The 14,461-nt window shown below is 73.3% G+C and carries 16 protein-coding genes and 1 riboswitch; of the genes, 7 read left to right on the top strand and 9 right to left on the bottom strand.

Features of this window, described 5'->3' with window-relative positions; translation table 11 throughout:
• The first annotated feature begins 101 nt into the window (after positions 1 to 101).
• Positions 102 to 368 carry a bacterioferritin-associated ferredoxin gene (locus ACF08F_RS04575; protein WP_392297009.1) on the top strand — a complete coding sequence of 89 codons (267 nt, stop codon included), beginning with the start codon at positions 102 to 104 and terminating at the stop codon, positions 366 to 368.
• A gap of 24 nt (positions 369 to 392) precedes the next feature.
• Here the strand turns inward: ACF08F_RS04575 and bfr are convergent, their stop codons facing one another.
• Entirely contained in the window at positions 393 to 869 is a 477-nt protein-coding gene (gene bfr / locus ACF08F_RS04570; protein WP_024755581.1) for a bacterioferritin, read from the bottom strand.
• Positions 870 to 1,053: 184 nt separating this feature from the next.
• Between bfr and ACF08F_RS04565 the strand changes: the two genes are divergently transcribed.
• A complete protein-coding gene (locus tag ACF08F_RS04565; protein WP_392297008.1) occupies positions 1,054 to 1,704 on the top strand; it encodes a sulfite oxidase-like oxidoreductase in 651 nt (216 codons plus the stop codon).
• Positions 1,705 to 1,737: 33 nt separating this feature from the next.
• Here the strand turns inward: ACF08F_RS04565 and ACF08F_RS04560 are convergent, their stop codons facing one another.
• From ACF08F_RS04560 to thiO, 5 genes are all read right to left on the bottom strand, one after another.
• Positions 1,738 to 2,589 carry a deoxyribonuclease IV gene (locus ACF08F_RS04560; protein ID WP_392297007.1) on the bottom strand — a complete coding sequence of 284 codons (852 nt, stop codon included), beginning with the start codon at positions 2,587 to 2,589 and terminating at the stop codon, positions 1,738 to 1,740.
• Between the two features lie 5 nt (positions 2,590 to 2,594).
• Complete coding sequence (gene pknB / locus ACF08F_RS04555; RefSeq protein ID WP_392297006.1) at positions 2,595 to 4,517, bottom strand: Stk1 family PASTA domain-containing Ser/Thr kinase; 1,923 nt, start codon at positions 4,515 to 4,517, stop codon at positions 2,595 to 2,597.
• 90 nt (positions 4,518 to 4,607) lie between these two features.
• On the bottom strand, positions 4,608 to 5,402 hold the full coding sequence (locus ACF08F_RS04550; RefSeq protein WP_392297005.1) for a thiazole synthase: 795 nt from the start codon (positions 5,400 to 5,402) through the stop codon (positions 4,608 to 4,610).
• A 5-nt stretch (positions 5,403 to 5,407) separates the two neighbouring features.
• Complete coding sequence (gene thiS, locus ACF08F_RS04545) at positions 5,408 to 5,608, bottom strand: sulfur carrier protein ThiS (RefSeq protein ID WP_392297004.1); 201 nt, start codon at positions 5,606 to 5,608, stop codon at positions 5,408 to 5,410.
• Positions 5,605 to 6,759, bottom strand: coding sequence for a glycine oxidase ThiO (gene thiO / locus ACF08F_RS04540; RefSeq protein ID WP_392297003.1), 1,155 nt, complete (start codon positions 6,757 to 6,759; stop codon positions 5,605 to 5,607). Before thiO ends, thiS begins: the two co-directional genes overlap by 4 nt.
• Positions 6,757 to 6,869, bottom strand: a riboswitch (TPP riboswitch). (Overlaps the previous gene by 3 nt.)
• Positions 6,870 to 6,973: 104 nt before the next feature.
• Here thiO and ACF08F_RS04535 point away from each other — a divergent pair.
• From ACF08F_RS04535 to ACF08F_RS04515, 5 genes are all read left to right on the top strand, one after another.
• Positions 6,974 to 8,188, top strand: coding sequence for an NAD(P)/FAD-dependent oxidoreductase (locus ACF08F_RS04535; RefSeq protein WP_392297002.1), 1,215 nt, complete (start codon positions 6,974 to 6,976; stop codon positions 8,186 to 8,188).
• Positions 8,189 to 8,231: 43 nt separating this feature from the next.
• Positions 8,232 to 8,597 (top strand): Rv2175c family DNA-binding protein, encoded by a 366-nt coding sequence (locus ACF08F_RS04530; RefSeq protein WP_392297001.1) that lies wholly within the window; start codon positions 8,232 to 8,234, stop codon positions 8,595 to 8,597.
• 102 nt (positions 8,598 to 8,699) lie between these two features.
• Positions 8,700 to 9,353 (top strand): thiamine phosphate synthase, encoded by a 654-nt coding sequence (thiE, locus tag ACF08F_RS04525; protein WP_392297000.1) that lies wholly within the window; start codon positions 8,700 to 8,702, stop codon positions 9,351 to 9,353.
• Between the two features lie 123 nt (positions 9,354 to 9,476).
• Positions 9,477 to 10,394: a methylenetetrahydrofolate reductase [NAD(P)H] gene (metF, locus tag ACF08F_RS04520; RefSeq protein WP_150271133.1), complete on the top strand. Its 918-nt coding sequence runs from the start codon at positions 9,477 to 9,479 to the stop codon at positions 10,392 to 10,394.
• A 54-nt stretch (positions 10,395 to 10,448) separates the two neighbouring features.
• Positions 10,449 to 11,336, top strand: coding sequence for a hypothetical protein (locus ACF08F_RS04515; RefSeq protein ID WP_392296999.1), 888 nt, complete (start codon positions 10,449 to 10,451; stop codon positions 11,334 to 11,336).
• Between the two features lie 12 nt (positions 11,337 to 11,348).
• Here ACF08F_RS04515 and ACF08F_RS04510 read toward each other — a convergent pair whose 3' ends face one another.
• From ACF08F_RS04510 to ACF08F_RS04500, 3 genes are all read right to left on the bottom strand, one after another.
• Complete coding sequence (locus tag ACF08F_RS04510) at positions 11,349 to 12,782, bottom strand: phytoene desaturase family protein (protein ID WP_392296998.1); 1,434 nt, start codon at positions 12,780 to 12,782, stop codon at positions 11,349 to 11,351.
• 33 nt (positions 12,783 to 12,815) lie between these two features.
• The gene (locus ACF08F_RS04505) at positions 12,816 to 13,463 is read right to left on the bottom strand and encodes a DUF4126 domain-containing protein (RefSeq protein ID WP_392296997.1); all 648 of its coding nucleotides are present in this window, start codon (positions 13,461 to 13,463) and stop codon (positions 12,816 to 12,818) included.
• A 374-nt stretch (positions 13,464 to 13,837) separates the two neighbouring features.
• A complete protein-coding gene (locus tag ACF08F_RS04500) occupies positions 13,838 to 14,446 on the bottom strand; it encodes a TetR/AcrR family transcriptional regulator (RefSeq protein ID WP_141296187.1) in 609 nt (202 codons plus the stop codon).
• Positions 14,447 to 14,461: the final 15 nt, after the last annotated feature.

The following is a 14,461-nucleotide window of genomic DNA, read 5'->3' as shown; positions in this document are numbered from 1 at the left end:
GCGCGGATCCATGTGATCCGCGCCCCATCGTCGTAGCCAGGGCTTTTGAGGCTCCGGCCCGCCGGGTAAGGTTAGGTTAGCCTTATCGATCTCGGCGGGAGGTGAACCGCGTGTACGTCTGCTCATGCTTCGGTGTCACGGAGAAGCAGGTCAAGGAGCACGCCGACGCGGGCGCCTGCACGCCGCGCCAGATCGCCTCGGCCTGCAAGGCCGGAACGGACTGCGGTTCCTGTGTCCGTCGCATCCAGGCCATCCTCGGGCGCGGCAACTGCCCCCGCCGCGAGCTCGTGGACCAGGGCATGCCTGCCCTGGCCGCGGAGACCTCCTACGCGGAGACCTCCTACACGGAGCTCGACGAAGCCGCCTGAGCCGAAGCCGCCTGAGCGGGTCTGCTAGCTCGGCTGCTCGATCAGGGTCGAGATGTAGAGCGCCTCGCCCAGGGACTCGATCAGCTCCAGCTGCGTGTCCAGGTAGTCGATGTGGTGCTCCTCGTCGGCGAGGATCTCCTCGAAGAGGTTGGCGGAGGTGATGTCGCCCTTCGCGCGCATGACCTCGATCCCGCGCTTGAGGCGGTCGATCGCCTCCACCTCGACCTGGCGGTCGGCCTGGAACATCTCGGTGATCGTCTGTCCGACCCGGACGTGGAAGAGCCGCTGGTAGTTCGGCAGACCGTCGAGCATCAGGATGCGCTCGGTGATCTTGTCCGCGTGCTTCATCTCATCGATGGACTCTTCGCGGGTGTACTTGGCGAGCTTCGTCCACCCCTTGTTGTCCTGGATGCGATAGTGCAGCCAGTACTGGTTGATGGCCGTCAGCTCGCCGGTCAGCTGCTCGTTGAGAAACTCGAGGACCTCGGGGTCGCCCTGCATCGCAGAGGCTCCTTCCACTTCCACGTTGCGTGTCTGTGCCGTCACTGGGCAGGATGGCCGCATCCTCGCACCCCGAATGGGGGGCGTCCAGTAAGTGCAGGCTTAGTGGGAGTTGCCCGAATCCCGGTCGGGTGGGAGGTCGGCTGGTCATGACCACCCCTCGCCGTCTGTCACCATGGATGACATGGGTCAGCCGGAGAGCGGAGAACGCCGGGAAGGGGAAGCGGGGGAGCCGGATCGTTCGCCGGACCTTCCGCCGGGTCAGCGGCTGCAGCGCGGCTGGCCGGTCACCCACTACGGGCCCGTCCCCAAGTTCAAGCCGGACCGGTGGGAGTTCCGCGTCTTCGGCGCGACGGCGGACGGCGACAAGCGGTGCTGGAACCACGAGGAGTTCTCGGCCCTGCCGTTCTCCACGGTCGTGGCCGATCTGCACTGCGTCACGAAATTCAGCATGCTCGGGGCCGAATGGGGTGGGGTGCCCGCCCGGACCATCCTCGAACTGGCTCCGCCCGCGCCGCAGGTCACGCATGTGATGGTCTGGGCCGAGTACGGCTACAGCGCCAACATGCGGCTCGCCGACTTCGCCGCCGACGGCACGATCTTCGCCACCCACAAGGGCGGCGAGCTGCTCACCGCCGAGCACGGCTTCCCGCTGCGGCTCGTCGTTCCCCATCTGTACGCCTGGAAGGGGCCCAAGTGGGTCCGGGGCGTGGAGTACATGGCCGCCGACCGCCGGGGCTTCTGGGAGGAGCGCGGTTACCACAACCTCGGTGACCCGTGGACGGAGCAGCGGTACTCGTACCAGGAGGAGCCGGGGGACGGCCCGGAGCTGTAGCGGGGGTGTTCCCCGACGGGTCTGCCCGCCGGGTCAGCCCCGCAGCTTCTTCAGGAGCTCCACGTCCGCCACGTGCCCCTCCGTGCCGCCCGGGGTCTCGATGATCAGCGGCACCCCGTCCGTCGCCGGGTGGCGCAGCAGCGCGCGGAAGGCGTCCTCGCCGATGTGGCCGGCGCCGATGTTGGCGTGGCGGTCCTTGTGGGCGCCGACGACGTCCTTCGAGTCGTTGGCGTGGATCAGCTTCAGCCGGCCCTCCCCGACGGTCGCGACCAGCTCGTCGAGCGTCCGCACCGCGCCGCCCGGCTCCGCGAGGTCGTGACCCGCGGCGAAGATGTGGCAGGTGTCGAGGCAGATGCCGAGCTTCGGGTGGCGGTCGAGCGCGTCGAAGTACGGGCCGAAGTCCTCCGCGCGCGAGCAGAGCGAGAAGCCCTGGCCGGCCGTGGACTCCAGGAGGAGGTACGGGTCGTCCGCGTGGGTCAGCTCGTCGAGCAGCGGCAGCATCCGCTCCCGCACCTGGGCGAGGGCCACCTCGCGCGGGCGGCCCGCGGTCGCCGAGCCGGTGTGCACCACCACGCCCTTCGCGCCGATCTCGCGGCCCCGGCGCAGCGAGTGCCGCAGCGACTCGACCGACTTCTCCACGGTGGCCTCGGTGTGGGAGCCGAAGTTGATCAGGTACGGGGCGTGGACCCAGGCCGAGATCGACTCGGCCTCGCACTCGGCCCGGAAGCGCTCGTCCTGGGCGGGGTTGCCGACCGGGGTGGCCCAGCCGCGCGGGTTGGCGACGAAGACCTGCACGGTCTCGGCGCCGAGCACGCGGGCGTAGGCGAGGCCGGTCGTGGCGAGGCCACCGGCCACGGGGACGTGGCCGCCGACGGGGTTGCGCATGAGCTCTAGAGTCCCTTGATCGTGATGGTGACGGTGGAGCCCTCGGGCGCGGTCTCGCCGCCCTCCACGGACTGGCTCGCGACCGTGTCGCCCAGGTAGGGGAAGGACTTCTTGACCTCCACCTCGAAGCCCGCGTCCTCCAGGATCGTCCGGGCGTCCTCGGTGCTCTCCTCCGTGACGTCCGGGACCTCGACCAGCTTCGGGCCCTTGGAGACGGTGAGGGTGATCGTGTCGCCCTCGGCGGCCCGGCTGCCCTCGGCGAGGGACTGGGCGGCGACCGTGCCGGCGTCCTCCGGCGAGTGGATCCGCTCCGGCGCGACCCGCACGGTGAGGCCGGCCTCCTGGAGCGTGGCCGTCGCGTCGGTGACGGTCTCGGCGGTGACGTCGGGCACGTCGACCGGGGAGCCCTTGCTGACCACCAGGGCGACGGCCGAATCGGGGCGGCGCTCGGTGCCGGGCTCGGGGTCGGAGCCGATCACGGCGCCCTGGGCGACCGAGTCGCTGAACTCGTTCGTGATGACCCCGGGAGCCAGGCCCTCCTCCGCCAGGAGGCGCTTGGCCTCCGCGAGGGGCTTGTTCCTGAGGTTGGGCACCTTCACGATCTCCGGGCCGCGCGAGAGCGTGAGGACGACCGTGGCGTTGCCCCGGACGCGCTCGCCGGGCGCGGGGTCGACGGCCATGACCGTGCCGCGCTCGTACACGTCGCTGAAGGCACGTTTCGTCGTGCCGACGTCCAGGCCGGTGTCCTTGATCCGCTGGGTCGCGGCTGCCTCGGTCTGGCCGAGGACGGCCGGGACGCGGGTGAACTGGCCGGAGTTGATGTACCAGACGCCGGCGCCGAGACCGAGCGCGAGCAGGACGCCGAGGACGATCAGGAGCGGGCCGCGAGGGGCGCGGGAGACGGCGGTGGCGCGCCTGCGGGGCGCGGCCGGGGGAGCCTCCGGGGCCGGCAGCCGGTTCGTGTGCTGCACCTGCTGGACGTCGGACTCGGCCGGCACGGCGCGGGCGATCACGCTCGTCCGGTCCTCGGCGGTGTCCCGGGCCTCGGAGCGCGCCTGCGGAGGCTCGGCGTCCAGCTGCTCGTCGCCGAGCGCGGCGCGGGCCTCGCGGAGGAGGGCGAGCAGCGCGACGGCGTCGTCCGGGCGGAGGTCGGCGTTGCGGGCGGTGGCGGCCGCGACCAGCCCGTCCAGCTCCGGGGCGAGCCCGGGGGTGGTGGCGGACGGGGCGGGCACGTCCGTGTGGAGGTGCTGGTAGAGGACCTGGGCGGGGGTGTCGCCCGCGTGGGGCTTGGCGCCGGTCAGCATCTCGTACAGCACGACACCGCAGGCGTACACGTCGGCGCGGGTGTCGGCCGTGCCGTGCTCGATCTGCTCCGGCGCCAGGTACGAGACCGTGCCGAGGACCGAGCCGGTGGTGGCGGTCGCCGAGCCCACGGCCCGTACGAGACCGAAATCGGCCACCTTGACCCGGCCGTCGTCCCCTATCAGGACGTTCTCCGGCTTCATGTCCCGGTGCACGAACCCGGCCCGGTGCGCGGCGCCGAGCGCGGCGAGGACCGGCTCCAGGATGTCCAGCGCGGCGCGGGGCGTGAGGGCGCCGCGCTCGCGCAGGACGTCGCGGAGGGTGCAGCCGGCGACGTACTCCATCGCCAGGTAGACGTACGCGCCCTCGGCGCCCTGGTCGAAGACGCCCACGACGTTCGGGTGGGCGAGCCGGGCGACGGACTTCGCCTCGCGGATGAACCGCTCGACGAAGGCGGCGTCCGTCGCGAGGGCGGGGTGCATCACCTTGAGCGCGAGGACGCGGTCGAGGCGGGTGTCGACGGCCCGGTAGACCGTGGCCATCCCGCCGACGGCGATGCGCGCGTCGACGCGGTAGCGGCCGTCGAGCAGCCGCCCGACGAGGGGGTCCTGAAGGGTCGTGTCCACGGCGACGAGTCTACGAGCCGTGGACACGGCCCCCGCGCGGATGTCCCGGTCTTGCAGCGCACCTGTGACGAGCGCCGCAGCCGGACCGGCTCAGAAGGCCGGGCGCTCCGGGTCCAGGTGGGGGCGGCCCTCCACCGGGGACGAGGCCTCCGCGAAGTGGCGGCGGGGGATGCGGCCCGCCCGGTGCGCGAGCCGGCCCGCCTCCACCGCGTGCCGCATCGCCGACGCCATGAGCACCGGCTCCTGCGCCCGCGTCACCGCCGAGGCCAGCATCACCGCCGCGCACCCCAGCTCCATCGCGAGCGCCGCGTCCGAGGCGGTGCCCGCCCCGGCGTCCAGGATCACCGGTACCCCCGCCCGCTCCGCGATCAGCTGGAAGTTGTGCGGGTTGCGGATGCCGAGCCCCGAGCCGATCGGGGAGCCGAGCGGCATGATCGCCGCGCACCCCACGTCCTCCAGCTTCCGGGCGAGGACCGGGTCGTCGTTGGTGTAGGGGAGGACGGTGAAGCCGTCGTCCACGAGCGTCTCGGCCGCGGCGAGGAGCTCCTCGCCGTCCGGCAGCAGCGTCCGCTCGTCGGCGACGACCTCCAGCTTGATCCAGTCGGTGCCGAGCGCCTCCCGGGCGAGCCGGGCGGTCAGGACCGCCTCGCCCGCCGTGAAACAGCCCGCCGTGTTGGGCAGGACCCGGATGCCGAGCCGCTCCAGGACGGAGAGCACCGAGCCCTGGACCGTCGGGTCGAGCCGCCGCATCGCGACGGTGGTCAGCTCGGTGCCGCTGGCGACCAGCGAGCGCTCCAGGACGTCGAGGCTCGGCGCGCCGCCGGTGCCCATGATCAGGCGGGACGAGAACTCCGTACCGCCGAGGACGAACACGTCGTCGGACATCGCGCTCAGCCTCCCTGCACCGCGGTCAGCACCTCGACGCGGTCGCCCTCGCCGAGGAGCGTCACCGCCCATTCGCTGCGCGGCACGACCGCCTCGTTGACGGCCGCGGCCACCCCGGTCGGGGCCGTGCTCAGGGTCGCGACGAGGGCGTCGAGGGAGACGGGGCCGGTGAGCTCGCGCGCCTCTCCGTTCACGGACACGTTCATGCGGGCTGCTCCAGACGGATCGGCGAGAAACGGCGGGGGGTGAAGGGGCGCGCCTCCTCGGGGAGGGTGCCCGTGGTGAGCAGCTCCGCCATGACGTCGCCAGTGAGCGGGGTGAGCAGCACCCCGTTGCGGTAGTGGCCGGTGGCCAGGTGCAGGCCGGGCAGGGTGGTGGGGCCGAGCAGCGGCGCGTTGTCCGGGGACGCGGGGCGCAGTCCGGCCAGCGTCTCGGTGAGCGGGAGCTCGGTGATGCCGGGGACGAGCTCGTGGGCGTCCCGCAGCAGCTCGTACACCCCGCCGGCCGTGACCGTGGTGTCCCAGCCGAGCTCCTCGCTGGTGGCGCCGACGACGAGCTCGCCGTTCTCGCGCGGTACGAGGTAGACGTGGCTGCCGCGGACGACGGCCCGGACGGTGCGGGAGAGGAAGGGGGCGTACGCGGCCGGGATCCGCAGCCGCAGGACCTGGCCCTTCACCGGGCGGACCGGGGGCAGCACCTCGTCCGGCACGCCCGCGAGCCGCCCGCTGAGGCTGCCCGCGGCGAGGACGACCTGCTCGGCCGTCAGCTCCTCACCGTCGGCGAGGAGGACCCCGCGGGCCCGGTCGCGCACGACCGTCAGGCGCTCCGCGAGGACGCGGTGGAAGACCACCCCGGCCCGCTCGCAGGCGAGGAGCAGCGCGGCGGCCAGTCGGCGCGGGTCGACCTGGTGGTCGCCGTCCACGCGCAGCCCGCCGCGCACACCCGGGGCCAGCATCGGTTCGAGGCGGCGGCAGTCGCGCCCGCTCAGCCACTCCGACGAGAGGCCGCAGCGCGTCTGGAGGGCGTGGAGTTCGCGTAGATGGGCCCGGTCGTCGGCGTCGAGGGCGACGGCCAGGGTCCCGCAGGCGCGGTAGCCCACGTCGTGGCCGGTGGACTCCTCCAGCTCGGCGACGAACGCGGGATAGCGCGCGGCGGAGGCGAGGTTGAGCCCGAGCAGGGTCTCCTCGCCGTAGTGGAGTTCGGTGACGGCGGCGAGCATCCCGGCCGCGACCCGCGCGGCGCCGCCGCCCGGGTCCGGGTCGACCACGGCGGTGCGCAGTCCGCGCCGCGCGGCCCGCCAGGCCGTGACCAGGCCGATGATGCCGCCCCCGACCACGAGGACATCGGAAGAACGCATGGGCGTCCAGCCCCTCCCTTCGCCGGCATGACCCGGATCAGGTTCGTACGGTCGGAGGCCGCCCAGCCTCCCTCTCAGCCCGGTGCGTCCGGGCTCCCGCGAGTGCTTTACGTCCGTCAGACTAGCCTCCGCCCGCGGCCGGCCACAGACCCCTCCCCGGCCGCTCCCCGGCCCCACACTTCCTGACGGTCCGTCAGATGCGTAAGGTGGTCGGGTGAGCGAGCAGAAGCAGGCCCAGCAGCAGGTCGTGATCGTCGGCGCCGGGATGGCGGGGGTGCAGACCGCCGTCGCCCTGCGCGAACAGGGCTTCACCGGCCCCGTCACCCTCATCGGGGCCGAGCCCCACCAGCCCTACGACCGGCCCCCGCTCTCCAAGGCGATCCTCCTCGGCAAGGCAGAGGACTCCGCCTTCGACGTCGACTTCGAGGCCCTCGACGTCGAACTCCGCCTCGGCCTCGACGTCACCGGGCTGCGCGCCGCCGACCACGAGCTCGACACCGAGGCCGGACCCGTCCCGTACGACGTCCTGGTCGTCGCCACCGGCGCCCACCCGATCACCCTGCCCGGCGCCGAGGGCGTCCCCGGGGTCCACCTGCTGCGCACCCTCGACGACGCCGTGCGCCTCGGCCCCGTCCTGGAGCGCCGCCACTCCGTCGTGGTCGTCGGCGCGGGCTGGATCGGCGCCGAGTTCGCCACCGCCGCGCGCGAGGCGGGCTGCGCCGTCACCGTCGTCGAGGCGGCGGACCGCCCCCTCGCCGGAGCCCTGCCCGCCGAGGTCGCCGCCCCCATGGCCGGCTGGTACGGGGCGAACGGCGCCGAACTCCTCACCCACGCGCGCGTGGACACGGTCGAACCCGGCCGGGTCGTCCTCGCCGACGGCCGCGAGCTGCCCGCCGACGCCGTCGTCGTCGGCATCGGAGCCCGCCCCGCCACCGGCTGGCTCGCCGGCTCCGGCATCGCCCTCGACCCGAGCGGCGCCGTCACCGCCGACGAGCGGCTCCGCACGTCCCTGCCCGACGTGTACGCCGTCGGCGACTGCGCCTCCTACCCCTCCGCCCGCTACGGCGAGCGCCTCCTCGTCCACCACTGGGACAACGCCCTCCAGGGCCCGCGCACGGTCGCCGCGACGATCACCGGCGCCGACACCGGCCCGTACGACCCCGTGCCGTACTTCTGGTCCGAGCAGTTCGGCCGCTTCGTCCAGTACGCCGGACACCACGCGGACGCCGACGAGCTGCTGTGGCGCGGCGACCCGGCGGACGACACCTGGACCGTGCTCTGGCTGCGCGCCCGGGTCCCGGTCGCCCTCCTGGCCGTCGGCCGCCCCCGCGACCTGGCCCAGGGCCGCAAGCTCATCGAGACCGCCACCACCGTCGACCCGGCGCGCGCGGCGGACCCGTCCGTCCCCCTGAAGGCGGCGGTCGGGTAGGGCCCGACTACCGGGTGTCAGTCCGGGATGGCAGGCTTGTCCTGTGACCGAGATTGACGTAAAGATCGATGCGCTCGTCCCCGCCTGGCTCTACGTGCCCGACATCGCGGAGGCGCTCGATGTCGACGTGCTGCGTGTGCGACAGCTGATCAAGGACGGCCAGCTCATCGCCGTGCGACGCGGAGAGAACAGGTCCCTGCAGGTTCCCGCCGCCTTCATCCAGGGCGACAAGATCGTCAAGGGCCTCACCGGACTCCTCACGGTCCTCCGGGACGACGGCTTCACCGACGAGGAGATGCTGGAGTGGCTCTTCACTCCGGACGAGAGCCTGCCGGGCACGCCCGCGCAGGCGCTCAACGAGAACCGCGGCACGGAGGTGAAGCGCCGCGCTCAGGCGCTCGCCATCTGACGCCCGCACGCACCGAAGACACCATCAGCCGGGTGTCGCGGCGACCGGCCCCCACGGGCCGGCCGCCGCGGCACCGGCTACACCGACGGGGGGAACCCACCCATGCCCACGCCTCGTGAGCAGCTCGCCGACGCCCGGCTCTACCTGTGCACCGACGCCCGGAAGCGCCAGGGCGACCTGCCCGACTTCCTCGACGCCGTGCTCTCCTCCGGCGTGGACATCGTGCAGCTCCGCGACAAGGGCATGGAGGCCGGCGAGGAGCTGGAGCACCTCGCCGTCTTCGCCGAGGCCGCCCGCCGACACGGCAGGCTCCTCGCGGTCAACGACCGGGCGGACGTCGCCCACGCCATCGGCTCCGACGTCCTCCACCTGGGCCAGGGCGACCTGCCCGTGCCCGCCGCCCGCGCGATCCTCGGCGAGCGGGTCCTGATCGGCCGCTCCTGCCACGCCGAGTCCGAGGCCGCCGCGGCCGCCGTCGAGCCGGGCGTGGACTACTTCTGCACCGGGCCCTGCTGGCCCACCCCCACCAAGCCCGGGCGGTACGCGCCGGGGCTCGACCTCGTGCGGTACACGGCGGGTCTGGCTCAGAACCGCCCCTGGTTCGCCATCGGCGGCATCGACGAGACCAACCTCGACGAGGTCCTGGACGCGGGCGCCCGGCGGATCGTCGTCGTCCGGGCGATCACCGAGGCAGCGGACCCGGCGGCCGCCACCGCGGCCCTCGCCAAGCGTGTCCGGGAGCGCGCCGCGGACTGAGCGGCTCCGCGCGCGACGACCCTCCGGGGCGCCCGGAAGGGCGTCCCGGAAGAATGTCCGAAAAATTGTCCACAACGCGGACAGCGTCTACGCGGGTCCTCGACACCCGTCTAACCTGCCCGTATGGCCCTAGGTACCGCTTCCGTCCGCTCGGACCGCGCACGCACGGTTCGCGAGATCCTCGCGTCCGGCGGCACGTCGTACTCCTTCGAGTTCTACGCGCCGCGGACCGCGAAGGGCGAGCAGGTCCTCTGGAACGCGATGCGCCGGGTCGAGGCAGTCGGCCCCAGCTTCGTCTCCGTGACCTACGGCGCCGGCGGCACCACCCGGGGCGGCACGGTCAAGGCCACCCAGAAGATCGCCTCCGACACCACGCTCACCCCCGTCGCGCACCTCACCGCCGTCGACCACTCGGTGGCCGAACTGCGCAACGTCCTCGGCCAGTACGCCGACGCCGGCATCCGCAACATGCTCGCGCTGCGCGGCGACCCGGCCGGCGACCCGCTGGGGGAGTGGGTCGAGCACCCGGAGGGCGTGCTGTACGCCGCCGACCTGGTCCGCCTCATCAAGGAGTCGGGCGACTTCTGCGTCGGTGTCGCGGCCTTCCCCGAGATGCACCCCCGCTCCACCGACTGGGACACGGACATCCGGCACTTCGTGGACAAGTGCCGCGCCGGCGCCGACTACGCGATCACCCAGATGTTCTTCGATCCGGAGAACTATCTGCGGCTGCGCGACAGCGTCGCCAAGGCGGGCTGCGAGACCCCGATCATCCCCGAGGTCATGCCCGTTGTGAACGTCAAGACCCTCGACCGGCTGCCGCAGCTGAGCAACGCGGCCTTCCCGGCGCATGTGAAAGACCGCATCCTCGCGGTCAAGGACGATCCGGCCGCTGTACGCTCCATCGGTATCGAGTTCGCGACGGAGTTCTGCGCGCGTCTGCTCTCCGAGGGTGTCCCCGGACTGCACTTCATCACGCTGAACAGCTCCACCGCGACGCTCGAGATCTACGAGAATCTCGGACTGCACCAGCAGTCGTGACCGGTCGTACCCGCCCCGACCCGCGGCGGTGACCGTGGAGAGGGGCGGCGGGGCATGGGGTGGACGGTCCTCTACATCGCGTTCGGCGTGGTCGCACTGTGGCTGCTGGGGGAGGTGCTCCTCCAGTACAAGGCACGCCTGCGCTGGCGCGTGCTCGCCTTCACCGGCTTCCTCGGTGTGGTCCTGGGCGTCCTGCTGCCCTCGGTCGGAGTCATCGTCGCCGGCGCGGTCGCCTTCGCCGTCGGCCAGACCTATGTGACCCTCTCCTTCCGCCGCGGCTTCTCCACCGGCTGGGCGATCGGCGGGAACCCGGGCGCGAGCCGCCGCCGCAAGGCGGGCGCCCCGGCGCAGGCCGGTCCGACGCTGGAGGTCACCGAGCTCTCGTACGACACGAACGACGCCTACGCCACGGCGGACGGCCGGCCTCACGAGGACCCCGCCGCCGAGACCACCGCGGTCTACGAGCCGCAGCCGATGCCCGACGAGACCGGCCAGTACGGGATCTACGACATCGCCGGCCACCAGGGCACGGGCCACACCGGGCACCACGACACCGGCCACCAGGACACGGGTCACCACGACACCGGTCAGGGCGCGGGCTACGGCACCGGGTACGAGCAGCAGCCCCAGCAGCCCGCCTACGACCCGTACGCCCCGGCCTACGACCAGCAGCAGCCGGCCTACGACTACGGCGCGCCCGCCGCGCAGCAGCAGTACGCCGCCTACTCCGACCCGTACATCGGGCCGGGCACGGACGGCCAGCAGTACACCTCGTACTACGGCGACCCCTACGCCCCCTCGTACACCTATGACACCCCGCCCGGTGGCGTCTGGGTCCCGCAGCAGCGCGACACCGAACAGCCCCCGCAGCAGGCGCCGCAGGGGCAGAGCCCGTACGGCTACGAGCAGCACCCGGACGAGCAGCAGCAGTACCGCTACTGACCGGGCGCGCCCTCAGCGCGAGCCGCGGAAGTCCACGCCCTCCACGATCAGGCCCGCCACCAGCGCGCCCGACATGCCCGCGTGGGCGAGCCCGCCGCCCGGGTGGGACCAGCCGCCCGCGAACCAGAGCCCCGGCAGCGGCGAGCGGTTGGCGGCCGGGAGCAGCCGGCCGCGGCCGCCGCCGAGGGCCGGGCCCGGCACCACGGCCGACCCGGTGTCCCGCCGCACGTCCTCCGGGGTGCGGACGTGCCGCCACAGCAGCCGCTCCCGCAGGCCGGGGACGGCGAGACCGGCCGCGTCGACCATCCGGTCGGCGAAGGCGTCCCAGTCCTCTCCCGAAGCCGCGCGGACCGTCGCCGTGACCGTCACGGCCTCGTGGGAGTCGTCGGGCCGCAGCGCCGGGTCGTCCGGCCGCAGCACCGTCACGGTCGGACGCTCGCCGGCCCCGTGCACGACCGTGCGGTGGACCGCCGCCGTCTCCCGGGGGCCGCGCAGGGCCAGACACACCGTCACCCGGCTCGTCCCGATCTCCTGGTGGCGGGGCCGGTCGTCCTGCCGCTCCCAGCCGATGACCTGGTCGCCGTAGAGCACCGGGACCGGCGCGCCGGAGACCACGTGGTCGGCCTCGACCGTCTCGCCCCCGGCGAGCCCGACGCCGGCCGCCCGGCCGTCCTTCTCCAGGACCTCCTCCACGGGCGCCTCGAAGACGAACTCCACCCGCCGCTTCCGGCAGCGCTCGTACACCGCGTCGGCCAGGGCCCGCAGGCCCCCGCCCACGTACCAACTGCCGAAGGTCTGCTCCATGTACGGCAGGACGGCCGCGGCGGCCGGGGCGGTCGCCGGGTCGAAGCCGTACGACCACGCGTACGCGTCGAGCAGGGCGGCGAGCCGGGGATCGCCCAGCTCCCGCGCGCCCACCTGGGCGAGCGTCGTCGTCGGCCGGCGCAGCAGCCCCGCCTTGAGCGCCGGGTACGGCTCGCGGGCCAGCGGCGCGGGGTCGGCCGGCTGCGGCTCCTCCAGGAGCGGGCGCCGGGTCCGGTCCCAGGCCTCGCGGGCCCGCACCAGGAACTCGCCCCAGCGCTCGCCCGCGCCCGCGCCGAACGCGGCGTCCAGGGCGGAGACCGTGCCGGCCCGGGAGGCGTTTGGCAGGTCGACGCGCGTGCCGTCCGCGAAGACATGACGGCTCGCCGGGTCGACCTGGGTCAGGGCGACGCACTCCTCCAGGGGCTCCTTGCCCGTCTTCACGAACAGGTCCCGGTAGACGGCGGGCAGGTGCAGCAGCCCCGGGCCGGTGTCGAAGGCGAAGCCCTCGCGGGCGAAGCGGCCGACCGCTCCGCCGTACGTCGCCGTCCGCTCGTAGACCGTCACCCGGTGGCCCGCCACGGCCAGTCGGGCCGCCGTCGCCATGGCGCCGAGTCCCGCGCCGATCACCACAATCCGTGCCATGTCAGCGACCCTATCCGGCGGGCCGGACACCGCTCAGAAGTGGTCGGACTCGTCCGGTGGGGGAGGTGTCCGCGCCGCGCGTCTGCCCGCGTACGCCAGCTGCTTCTCCTCACGGCGCTGGGACCGGCGCCGCAGGAAGCGCCGGATCTTCTGGGCGAGGAAGAACAGTATGGCCAGGCCCAGGGCGAGCAGGACGGCCGCGATGACCGACGCCGCCACCGGGTTGAAGATGGCGAAGGTGACGATCGCGGCCACCCCGAGGTCCTCCGCCAGGCTCAGCGCGATGTTGGAGAAGGGCTCGGGCGTGGTGTTGACCGCCATCCTCGTCCCGGCCTTGACGAAGTGGCTCAGGAGGGCGGTCGTGCCGCCGACCGCGCCCGCCGCGAGCTGGGGCAGCGATCCGTCCTGGCCGGCGAGGAGCGCGGCGATCACGGCCCCCGCGATCGGCCGGATCACCGTGTGGACGGAGTCCCAGGCCGAGTCGACGTACGGAATCTTGTCCGCCACCGCCTCGCACAGGAACAGCACGCCCGCGACGACGAGGACATCGGTGCGCTGCAAGGACTCGGGCACCTCGTCGGTCAGCCCGGTCGCGCCGAAGACGCCGAGCAGCAGGACCACCGCGTACGCGTTGATCCCGCTCGCCCAGCCGCTGGTGAACACCAGGGGGAGTACCGACACGCCCGCGATGGTAACCAGGACTGAGTATCCGTACCTAGAGGGCGAGATGAGTAGGTGCGCGGATGGGCCGGGACCGGTCCGGACGGAAGAGTGGTGACCACGGAAGGGGCGCGGCGCCGGCACCGCCGGCACGGGGCTGCGGAACGGGGCCGCGCACCTACCGACTCCGGGGTACGGGGGATGTGCCTCGGGGGTGCACGGGGGTGCACGGGGGTGCACGCGAAGAAGAAGGCCGGTGCGGTGAGGCTCGGGGGGATCGAGCCTCACCGCACCGGCCTTTCGCGTCCCTGCCGGTCGGCCGTACGGTCCGGCAGGCCGTACACCCGGCAGGCTGTACAGCCCCGTAGGCCGTACAGCCCGGTCGGCCGTACGGCCTATCGGCCGCCGACCCGGCCGTGCAGCAGGCGCGAGAGCGCCGCGTGCACGTCGTCGAGCGAACGCTCGCTCTGGAAGGCCTGCCAGTCGAGCGCCGCCACGAGCACCATCCCGACCAGCGCCGCCGCCGTCAGCTGGACGTCGATGTCCTCGCTCAGCTCCCCGGCGGCGACCCCCTCCCGCAGGACCCCCTCGACCACCGCGACGGCCTCCTGGCGGACCACCAGGAGGGTCGAGTTCCAGGCCCGGTTGGTGCGCCAGAGCTCGGCCACGTAGAGCTGGGTGAAGGCCGGGTAGCGGTCGATGAAGACGAGCCCCGCCCGGATCATCGCGTCCAGGGCGTCGATCCGGCTGCCGCCCCGCTCGTCCGTCTCCTCCGCCGCGGCCCGCAGCGAGGCGGTGAGGAGCGAGACCCCGTGCCGCAGCAGCTCCTCGAAGAGCTCGGTCTTGCTCTTGAAGTTGTAGTAGACCGTGCCCTTGGCCACCCCGGCCCGCTCGGCGATCTCGTCCACCGTCGTCGCGGAGAATCCCTGCTCCGCGATGAGGGTGACGGCCGCCTCGTAGAGCTTCGCGCGCGTGGCCTGGCGTCGGGTGCTGCTGCTGTCCATGGGGTCGATTCTCAC

This window comes from Streptomyces sp. NPDC015130 (assembly GCF_043080005.1).
Lineage (GTDB): Bacteria > Actinomycetota > Actinomycetes > Streptomycetales > Streptomycetaceae > Streptomyces.
The sequence above is the reverse complement of the archived record's forward strand: the minus strand, read 5'-3'. Positions and strand labels throughout refer to the sequence as shown.

Bases quoted from the DNA above. Each gene is read 5' to 3' on its own strand.
- ACF08F_RS04560 (WP_392297007.1), bottom strand. From the start codon at position 2,589: ATGCGCAACCCCGTCGGCGGCCACGTCCCCGTGGCCGGTGGCCTCGCC.
- ACF08F_RS04510 (WP_392296998.1), bottom strand. From the start codon at position 12,782: ATGGCACGGATTGTGGTGATCGGCGCGGGACTCGGCGCCATGGCGACG.
- ACF08F_RS04515 (WP_392296999.1), top strand. From the start codon at position 10,449: ATGGGGTGGACGGTCCTCTACATCGCGTTCGGCGTGGTCGCACTGTGG.
- ACF08F_RS04565 (WP_392297008.1), top strand. From the start codon at position 1,054: ATGGGTCAGCCGGAGAGCGGAGAACGCCGGGAAGGGGAAGCGGGGGAG.
- ACF08F_RS04500 (WP_141296187.1), bottom strand. From the start codon at position 14,446: ATGGACAGCAGCAGCACCCGACGCCAGGCCACGCGCGCGAAGCTCTAC.
- metF (WP_150271133.1), top strand. From the start codon at position 9,477: ATGGCCCTAGGTACCGCTTCCGTCCGCTCGGACCGCGCACGCACGGTT.
- thiE (WP_392297000.1), top strand. From the start codon at position 8,700: ATGCCCACGCCTCGTGAGCAGCTCGCCGACGCCCGGCTCTACCTGTGC.
- ACF08F_RS04550 (WP_392297005.1), bottom strand. From the start codon at position 5,402: ATGTCCGACGACGTGTTCGTCCTCGGCGGTACGGAGTTCTCGTCCCGC.
- thiO (WP_392297003.1), bottom strand. From the start codon at position 6,759: ATGCGTTCTTCCGATGTCCTCGTGGTCGGGGGCGGCATCATCGGCCTG.
- bfr (WP_024755581.1), bottom strand. From the start codon at position 869: ATGCAGGGCGACCCCGAGGTCCTCGAGTTTCTCAACGAGCAGCTGACC.
- thiS (WP_392297004.1), bottom strand. From the start codon at position 5,608: ATGAACGTGTCCGTGAACGGAGAGGCGCGCGAGCTCACCGGCCCCGTC.